Annotated in this window: 7 protein-coding genes; all 7 read right to left on the reverse strand. The window is 62.0% G+C overall.

The window, feature by feature from the left end; all coding sequences use genetic code 11:
• Nucleotides 1–11: 11 nt before the first annotated feature.
• Genes PMI21_RS09295 through PMI21_RS09265 form a run of 7 tightly spaced genes read right to left on the reverse strand, consistent with a single transcriptional unit; the run spans nt 12 to nt 8,250 of the window.
• Nucleotides 12–1,151: a hypothetical protein gene (locus PMI21_RS09295; protein ID WP_007939888.1), complete on the reverse strand. Its 1,140-nt coding sequence runs from the start codon at nt 1,149–1,151 to the stop codon at nt 12–14.
• Nucleotides 1,130–2,575 carry an alkaline phosphatase family protein gene (locus tag PMI21_RS09290; protein WP_007939889.1) on the reverse strand — a complete coding sequence of 482 codons (1,446 nt, stop codon included), beginning with the start codon at nt 2,573–2,575 and terminating at the stop codon, nt 1,130–1,132. Before PMI21_RS09290 ends, PMI21_RS09295 begins: the two co-directional genes overlap by 22 nt.
• Nucleotides 2,565–3,797 (reverse strand): metabolite traffic protein EboE, encoded by a 1,233-nt coding sequence (gene eboE, locus PMI21_RS09285; protein ID WP_007939890.1) that lies wholly within the window; start codon nt 3,795–3,797, stop codon nt 2,565–2,567. Before eboE ends, PMI21_RS09290 begins: the two co-directional genes overlap by 11 nt.
• A complete protein-coding gene (locus PMI21_RS09280) occupies nt 3,794–4,678 on the reverse strand; it encodes a TatD family hydrolase (protein ID WP_007939891.1) in 885 nt (294 codons plus the stop codon). The genes eboE and PMI21_RS09280 overlap by 4 nt, the downstream gene beginning before the upstream one ends.
• Before the next feature lie 40 nt (nt 4,679–4,718).
• Nucleotides 4,719–5,492, reverse strand: a complete 774-nt coding sequence (locus PMI21_RS09275; protein ID WP_007939892.1) for an EboA domain-containing protein — start codon at nt 5,490–5,492, stop codon at nt 4,719–4,721.
• On the reverse strand, nt 5,489–6,379 hold the full coding sequence (locus PMI21_RS09270) for a UbiA family prenyltransferase (protein WP_007939893.1): 891 nt from the start codon (nt 6,377–6,379) through the stop codon (nt 5,489–5,491). Before PMI21_RS09270 ends, PMI21_RS09275 begins: the two co-directional genes overlap by 4 nt.
• Nucleotides 6,376–8,250, reverse strand: coding sequence for a 3-dehydroquinate synthase (locus tag PMI21_RS09265; RefSeq protein WP_007939894.1), 1,875 nt, complete (start codon nt 8,248–8,250; stop codon nt 6,376–6,378). Before PMI21_RS09265 ends, PMI21_RS09270 begins: the two co-directional genes overlap by 4 nt.
• Between the last annotated feature and the right edge of the window lie 243 nt (nt 8,251–8,493).

The following is an 8,493-nucleotide window of genomic DNA, read 5'->3' on the forward strand; positions in this document are numbered from 1 at the left end:
TCATGCTCTCCTTAGCGTTGCCACTGGGCGCGTTTGAGCGACCAGACGAAGTCCAGTTTGTTGAAACCGGCGAAGGCCGAGTCCGGCAGGACGGTGGTGGGGTAAACGATGCCGCCCTGTTCTTTCATGGCGAATTTGAAGTAGCCATTCTTTCTCGAGTACGCGGCGGTGTCGTGGCAGGCAAAGCACGACGACTGGCTCTGGAAGGCGGACTCCAGCTGAGAGTTGGCCAGCAAGGTCGGGTTGGTTTTGGACTGGACTGCGATCAGTTCGTACTTCGACAATCCGGGATACTGGGCCTGGAATTGGCTATTGACGGGTTTGGCAGCGGCTGTCGGTCCGGTGCTGTTGGTCATCGGGGTGGGCGGGATGGCGTTGGTGACGGTGTACTTGCTGTTGTTGATGTTTTCGAAAGTGGTCCAGACCCAGCCGGGATTCAGCTTGTTGATGACGTGCAAGCCGCTCAGCGCCGCATAGCCGACCTGGTATTTGCCGTCCTGCAGGTAATAGGCCTGGGCGATGTAGTAACCGTCGTTTTCCAGTGTTTGTTTGTAGGTCGCGTCGGAGCCGATCCACAGCCAGGCGGATTTCAACTCCCAGGCGATGGAGGGGAACTCCAGATTGCTGGTCAAGGCGGTCTGGCCGTTCATGTTGTAGACCTGGCGTTGCACGATGTAATCGAAAGTGCCTTCGCCCATCAGCAGCTGAAAGCGCACCGGTTGGCCAATTTCTGTCGTCGGCACCGCACCGCCCATTTCCAGAATCAAGCCATCGACCTGTTGCGTGGCATCGATGTTATGGAAGGTTCGGGACAGGTCCATTCCTTGCGCCTTGGCCTGCGTCAGCACTGCGTCCGGGGGCGGCACGGGCGTGCCATAGGGGGCTGGCTTGGCGCCATTGGCCAGGTAGACCTGGTCGGAGGGTTTCATGGATTCCCACTCGCGGTTGGGGCTCCCTGCGGCAGCGGGCTGGTTCAGACAAACGAACCAGTTCCAGGCCAAGGTCTCGGGGCTCTGCGCAAACGCTGCCCGGGTCTGGTCGGCGTCTCCTCCAAACTGCAGGAAGTTGCTGCAGTCAAAGGTGTTCGTGCTCTGAGCCTGAGCCAAACCGGCCAGGGTACTCAGAACGGTTATAGAAATGGCTCGCCGCATGGAAGCTCCTTGGCATTGGCCAGGTCGGTGTGTGGGTGCCCCAGGAAGTGCTCCAGGAGCAGTTGCTTCACTGCCGTGGCCGCAAGGCGCTGCGGCAACGGCAGATCGCAATTGGTGATGAGCAGCGGGCCGGTCTTCTCGCTGTCGGGCAGGCGGCCATGGCTACCACGGACCAGGCGGGTGTCCAACGGAATCAGGTCCATGTAGTAGCGAAAGCCGAGCTTTTTCTGCAGCAGGCGGCGCGCCACTTTCAATTTGGGGAAGCGAATGGCCGGGTCGATGAACAGTTCCAGCGGGTCGTAGCCGGGCTTGCGATGGATGTCCACGGTGCGGGCAAAGTCGGGTGCCTTGCGATCGTCGAACCAGTAGTAGTAATCGAACCAGTAACCCGGCGCAGCCACGGTCACCAGTTCGCCGCTGCGCGGATGATCCAGTTGCCAGGCCCGTTGTTCGGCTTTATCCAGCACCTGCTCGATGCCGGGCTGGCGCTGCAATAGCGCTTTGACGCGAGGAATGTCGTGCGCCTGCTTCACGTAGACATGCGCGATCTGATGGTCGGCCACGGCAAAGGCCGCGCTGGCGCCGGGGTCGAGCAACTCCCAGGTCAGCGACTGGCGCACCTGCAACAAGCCTTCCGAACGCAACAGCCGGTTAATCGATACGGATTGCTGTACCGCTTCGATCCCGTATTCGGACAACAGCATCACCGCTGCGCCTTGCTCCTGGGCGAAGGCCAGCAGGCGACCCACTTCATGGTCGATGGCCCGCACCTCGTCGGCAATCGACGGATGATCGGGGCCCAGTCGCTGCAGGCAGTAGTCGAGATGCGGCAGGTAGATCAATTGCAGGTCAGGTCGATCGATCTGGAACTCGACGATGGCGCAGTCGACGATCCAGCGGCTCGACGCGATGCCGGCCGCCGGGCCCCAGAAACCCGGAAACGGGAATTCGCCGATCTGCTGCTCGATACGCTCATGCAACGAGGCCGGCGACGAATACAGGCCGAACATCTTGCGGCCATCGGCCGGGTAGTGCGGGCGTGGGGTGATGGCGGCGTCTACGTCCGCATACATGTTGTACCACCAGAACAACTGGCTGCAGCGAAACCCGGGGAGCTCACGCTTGAGCGCCTGCCAGACCTTTTCGCCCTGGATCAGTGCGTTGGGTTGCAGCCAGAAACGCACTTCGGCCTGGTCGCGAAAATACCAGCCATTGCCGACGATGCCGTGTTCCGACGGCGACAGACCAGTGAGAATCGATGCCTGCACCGTCGACGTGACGGCCGGAAACACCGGTTGCAGGCTGGCCATTTTTGCCGTTTTCAGCAGGGCGTTGATGTGCGGTGTCGCCGGCCCCAGCAGCGCCGGTGTCAGCCCGACCACGTTGATCAGCAGCAACGGTTGGCGCGGATGATCAGAGGGCATCGGCGTACGCCTCCCGCGTTTGCGGTTGCAGCAATTGGCGCTGGCGCAGTTGTTCTTCGACCCAGTGCAGCTCCGCGGCGATTCCCTGCAGTTGGGCGTGCTCGGTGTTGGGCCGTAGTTGCGCGGGCAGGACGCCCCAGCTGTAGGTTTCCACTTCCAGCACGGGACGAAAATCCTCATGGTCTGCGAGAAAGTCGAAGGTCTGCGACAGGGCGATCTGACTGCCGCTGAGCTCAGGTAGCAGCAAGTGTTCGCTGAACAGCGGAATGTGGAAATGAATCCGCAGTTCGGGGTATTGCCCCAGATTGTTGGCGCAATCGTCGAGGGCTGCGGGAAGGTCGGCCCAGCCCGATAACCGCGCCTGCGCATCGCGGGCTTTGACTTGATGCAGGTAGGTGGTTTCGGCGAAGTCGCTCAAGGTCTTGAGTACGTGGTCGCGTCGGTTGTGGTCTTGAGCGGGCAGGCGACAAATCAGCGCGTTGGACAACTGTATCTTGCCGACCGGCACTCGGGCCTGACGCAGCTTTTCCAGCGACTGATAGCAGTGTTCGAAGACCACGGCCTGGTGGCAGACATCGAAACACAGCGCCAGATAGTCATGGTGTGGGTCGCTGGCTTGGCAGCGGTGGAAGAAGGCGATGGCCTGGTCGGTGTTTTCCAGTACGCAATCCGGTTCCATTTCCAGGCAGAACACGATCTTCTTGCCGGTCTCTCGATGCAGGCTGGCCAGTGAAGCAGTGAGTTGGCGCAGCAGATGTTCGGCTTGCTGTTGTAACTGCGGGCTCCAGCTGGCGGCATAGCCCAGCGGCACAGTGGAAATCACCCCTTGATGACAGCCCGACGGCAGCGCGTCCGCAAGGATCCGCGCCAGATTCAGGCTGTACGCCAGCCGTTCAGGCTCGGCCCAACTGGGCAGATAGACTTCGGCTTTCACCGCACCCTGATGAAATTGGCCGTAGGGAAAGCCGTTCAGCGAAGTCAGCCGCAGCCCGCTGCGTTGCAGCAGGTCGAGGAACTCCGTACGAGCCGACGGCTGTTGCAATTCGGTCGCGGCGAGGGCGCTGATCCATAGCCCACTGTCTTGCTCGTCCAGGCCGCGCAGGGTGCGCACGCCTTGAAAGTGCCGTTCGATGGATGACCGTAGCCCCGCCAGGTCACGGGTCGGGTGCACGTTGCTGCAATAACCGACCTGCGCGGCAGCCCAACCCGTGCCGGCACTCATTTGATCACCGGTTCCTGGCCACGCAGGGCGGAATTTTCCTGCCACTGCCGACGCTGGTCGATAGGCAGCGGGGTGCTGACCAGGGCCTTGTCCAGTTGGCCGCTTTGGGCAAAGAAGTCCACGGGGTTGTGGAACAGCACCTGTTCAACCTGGGCTTCGCTGAAGCCGGCAGCCAGCATCGCCTCGCCGGTTTTCGGCACCTTGAGCGGGTCGCTGATCCCCCAGTCGGCGGCGCTGTTGACCACCATTTTCTCAGTGCCGTACTGCTTCAACAGGGCGACCATGCGCTGTTCCGACATCTTGGTGTTGGGGTAGATCGAATGGCCGCGCCAGCAGTCGCTGTCCAGCACCAGCGGCAGGGTCAGTTCGTTGAGGTGGTCGATGATCACCAGGTGCTCGGCAATCCCCACTTCGCGAATCACCGCCAGAGTGCGTTTGGTGCCACCGATCTTGTCGCGGTGCGGGGTGTGCACCAGCACCGGCAAATTGAATTGTTTGGCCAGCTCCAGCTGAGCGGCGAGGAAGCGATCTTCCTCGGGGGTGATGTCGTCGTAGCCGATTTCGCCGACCGCCACGACGCCGTCTTTCACCAGGTAGCGCGGCAGAATCTCCAGCACTTCATTGGCTACCGACAGGTCATTGGCCTCCTTGGGGTTGAGGCCGATGGTGCAGAAGTGATGGATGCCAAACATGCTGGCGCGAAAGCGCTCCCAGCCCAACAGGGTGTCGAAGTAGTCGATGAAGCTGCCGACACTGGTCCTCGCCTGACCCTGCCAGAAGGCCGGTTCGATCACCCCGGTGATGCCGGCGGCGGCCATGTTCTGGTAGTCATCGGTGGTGCGGCTGACCATATGAATATGCGGGTCGAAATACTTGAGCATGGTGAATCCTCATCGATCGAAGGAAGAGAGCCGTTGAGCGTCAGTTCTGTGGGGTGCCGGCCAGGTACTCGTGCCATTCCGGCGGCAAGCGTTGCTGCTGATTCAGGCCGGCCAGGCGCTGGCGTTGCGCCGGGCTGAGCAGGTCGAAGGCAATCACTCGGGGCAGCCCGGCGGACACCGTTCGTTCGGCAGCAAGCTGTTCGTCCAGCAGGTCGAGGGCCAACTGGTTGAGGGTGACGCTGTGTCGTTGCGTCAGGCCGATCAGGCGTCGTACGTCGAGCCCCATGCCCAGTGCCTTCAGCACCAGTTGATGGAAGGCCCGTTCGCTGTAATGACGCGAGGGGTAGAGGGTGTCCAGCGCGAGGGCGGCGAACACCTGGCTGTTGCTGGTGCGTCCGGCCTGTAGCGCCAGCTCTACGCAGAGCCCACGGCTGTCGAGCCAGTCGAGGGCCTTCAAGGTGGCGACTTTTTCCTGATCGTCGCCCCATAGAAACAGCTGACGCAGCAAGGGCAGTTGCCCGGTGAGGGGTTGTCGCTTCAGGACCTGAGACAGCAACAATGCCCGCGCCAGCTGGACGTTGTTCCAGCCGGGACTGTGGGGCACTGGTTGCTCCTTGAGGCTGCGCTTGCACTGGCTGCTCAGGAGCGCCGCAGTATTGGCGTCCGGGCGTTGGGCCAGCCGCTCCTGTGCCTGGCGCCACCACTGCTGCTCGGCGTCATCGAGCTGTTGGGTGAGGGCCTGGTGTTGTTCGGCGAGGCAGTCGTGGCGCATTTCGAGGGCCGCCGATGGCGATGCAGTGACGTCCATGTTCATGTCGGTTTGATCCAGCGCTGGAAGTGTGGAAGCAGGAAAAACACCAGAACGCATAACAGGCTGCCCAATGGCTGGTTGGCCACGGCCAGCACCAGGGCATCGAACAGTGGCAGAGCCGCCAGGCCAGCGCCGATAAAGGCACGGACCTGCCGTTGCTGCGGATTGGCCAAGTGGTGCCAGTAGTGCCAGCCCAGCCAGCCAAGCCAGAGCAGCAGCACCGGCCAGAACCAGACGTTGTCGGAATAGATCGCCAGCGCCAGCGGGCTCAACATCAGGAGTAGAGGGAGGCGGCTGAGCAACTGGTTGTCGTGTTCCTGACGAGCGAGGTAGGTCAGGCCGCTGATGTAGACGCCAAGCAAAATGGCGCAGAGCCAGATCGGCTCCGGCGGCACTGCCAGGCTGGCCGCCGCCGTGAGGTAGAGGGCCGAGCGGCAGGCACCCATCAGCCAGACACTGTGGGCGTATTTTTTGTGCAGCAGGTTGTAGCCGAGAATGCAGCCCACCAACAGGGTGGCGCTGCCCAGCAACCAGTGCGGTTGGTCGATCAGCCGGCTCAGGCCCAGTACCGAGGCTGCGGCCAGCATCAGCAACAGCGCAGTGGCCATCCCCACTTGCTGGCGGCTGACCAGACCCAACGTGATGGGGCGGGGATTGTGGTGCTGTTGGTCCCAGTCGGCGTCCAGCAGGTCGTTCAACAGCATGCCAGCCAGATACAACATCGACAGTGCGGCCAGCAGCAGGATCCACACCAGCGACGACGGCGGCGCCAAGGCACCGGCGCTGCTGGCGAGCAGGGCGGCAGCCAGGGTGTTGGTCCACACCGTGGGCAGGTTGGATACCCGGCCCAGGGTCATCCAGGTTTTCAGGTTCAACGGTGTCTGGCTCATTGCGCGCAGCCCTCGCTGAGGGTGAGCGCCGGGTCGATGCGGGTCGCCAGCCGTTGCAGCGCCTGCTCCATCCGCGCGGCATCGATCTCATGCAGGTCCACCGACTCGCCGATCCGGCTGAGCATGGGGATGGAGAGTTGCCCGCCCAGGTGCTGGCGGAACTCCTCCAGACCGAGCAGAACCAGCGAGCGTCCCTGTGCATCTTTCAAGGTCAGTTCCGGCGGGCACAGGTTGAAGCCAAGCTTGAGCAGCAGGTTCAGAACCCGTTCGGTGTCGGCGTCGCTCAACAGCCCCAGGGCATTGGCATAGAGTCCATCCAGGGCCATGCCCACCGCCACGGCTTCACCATGGCGCAGCCGGTGCTGGCTGAGGTTTTCCAGTTTGTGCGCGGCCCAGTGTCCGTAATCCAGTGGCCGTCCGTTGCCGCGTTCGAAGGGGTCGCCGGCACCGGTGATGTGCGCCAGGTGCAGTTCGGCGCAGCGGCGAATGGCATAGCGGCTGGCCGAGTGATCGAAGTGGGCGAGGGCGTCGGCCTGTTGCTCCATCCATTGGAAGAACGCCTGGTCCTTGATCAGCGCCACTTTTACCGCCTCGGCCAGCCCGGCGATCTGGTCGCGGCGGGTCAGACTGGTCAGCAGTTGGAAGTCGTTGATCACTGCAGTGGCGGGGTAGAAGGCACCCAGCAGGTTTTTCTGGCCGAAGGCATTTATGCCGTTTTTCACACCGATGCCGGCGTCGTTCTGCGCCAGCACGGTGCTCGGGATGCGGATCAGGCGAATGCCACGGTGGAAGGTGGCGCAGGCGTAGCCCACCGCATCCAGCACCGCGCCGCCGCCCAGGGCCAACACATAACAATGACGGTCCAGCCCATGCTGCAGCATGTCGGTGTAAAGCTGCTGTAACACCTGTGAATTCTTGCTCAGTTCGCCAGCCGGCACCGCAATCGGCGCGGCCTGCAACTGCAGGTCCGCCGCATGCGCGGCAAAGTAGGCATCGATCTGATTCAGCAGGTGCGGGGCGCTTTGCAGCAGTTGTTCATCGGCGAACACCAGCACCGTCACCGGTCCCCGGTGCTGAGCGGTGAGCTGGCGGTACAGACACGGATTGGACGGCTCGAACAGGTGATCGGTGAACACCACCGGGTAGTCGTAATTGACCTTGAACCGCCCGTGCAGGGGGGGCTCGGCGTTTTGCTTGCGCAAGGTCTTGAACAGGCTGTACCCGGCGATAAACAGCCCGGGCAACACCATGCTGGCGAGGAGGGTCACCAGCAGCACGTTCTGCTCGACAAGGTAGATGCCGATGGCACTGTAGGCCAGTGCCAGGCCGGCATTGGCCAGGGTGGTGACCCACAAAAATGCGCGCAGCGGATAACGTTGCATACCGGCGGCGACCACTGAGGTTTCGGCCAATACCGGCACGCCGCGCAGGCAGATCAACGACAGCGTGCCCAGCTTGTACGCCAGCTGCCCCGGCTGGCGCTGATGCAGGCCCAGGCGGCCGGACAGCAGACGAAAGTAGCCGGCCCCCAGCGCATAACCCAGCCCGGCCCCCAGGCACAGCCCCATGAAAATCACCAGGTAGCCGCCAACACCGCCGAGCATGGCCACGGCCAGCAGCGCGACCATGCTCGACGGCACCGGTAGCACCACGTCCAGCGCGAGCAGGGCGATCAGCAGCAGTGCCAGGTTGAGTTTTTGGGTGGGGGTGGAGGGCAGGTACAGGTTGAGATGGGTCAGGAAGTCTTGGATCTGTTGTTCGAACAACAGAAAGCTGGCGATCACCAGGCCTGAGAAGCAAAGCAATGAAATCCAGAAATGACCGGCTGGCGCCCACTGCGAGAACGCACGATACCCATGGCTGCGCTTCATCAAGCATCCCTCTTTATTGTTATGACTGATTCCGTGTCAGTAATTAAAAGCAGCGTCTGGTTGGGTTTAGATCAATAGATTCTCTCGCCTGAGGGGCTGGTTTATGTACGGTTTGGTTACGCCTGTAGAGATAGTTCTGAACTTAGACGCTCATTGTGTTTTTGCAAGGCAATCTGATGGCAATCTGGCTTTTTTCACCTGCGTTAACGCGACCCGTAGCAGCTGCCGAGCCTGCGAGGCTGC

It is taken from the genome of Pseudomonas sp. GM18 (genome assembly GCF_000282195.1).
Classification (GTDB): domain Bacteria; phylum Pseudomonadota; class Gammaproteobacteria; order Pseudomonadales; family Pseudomonadaceae; genus Aquipseudomonas.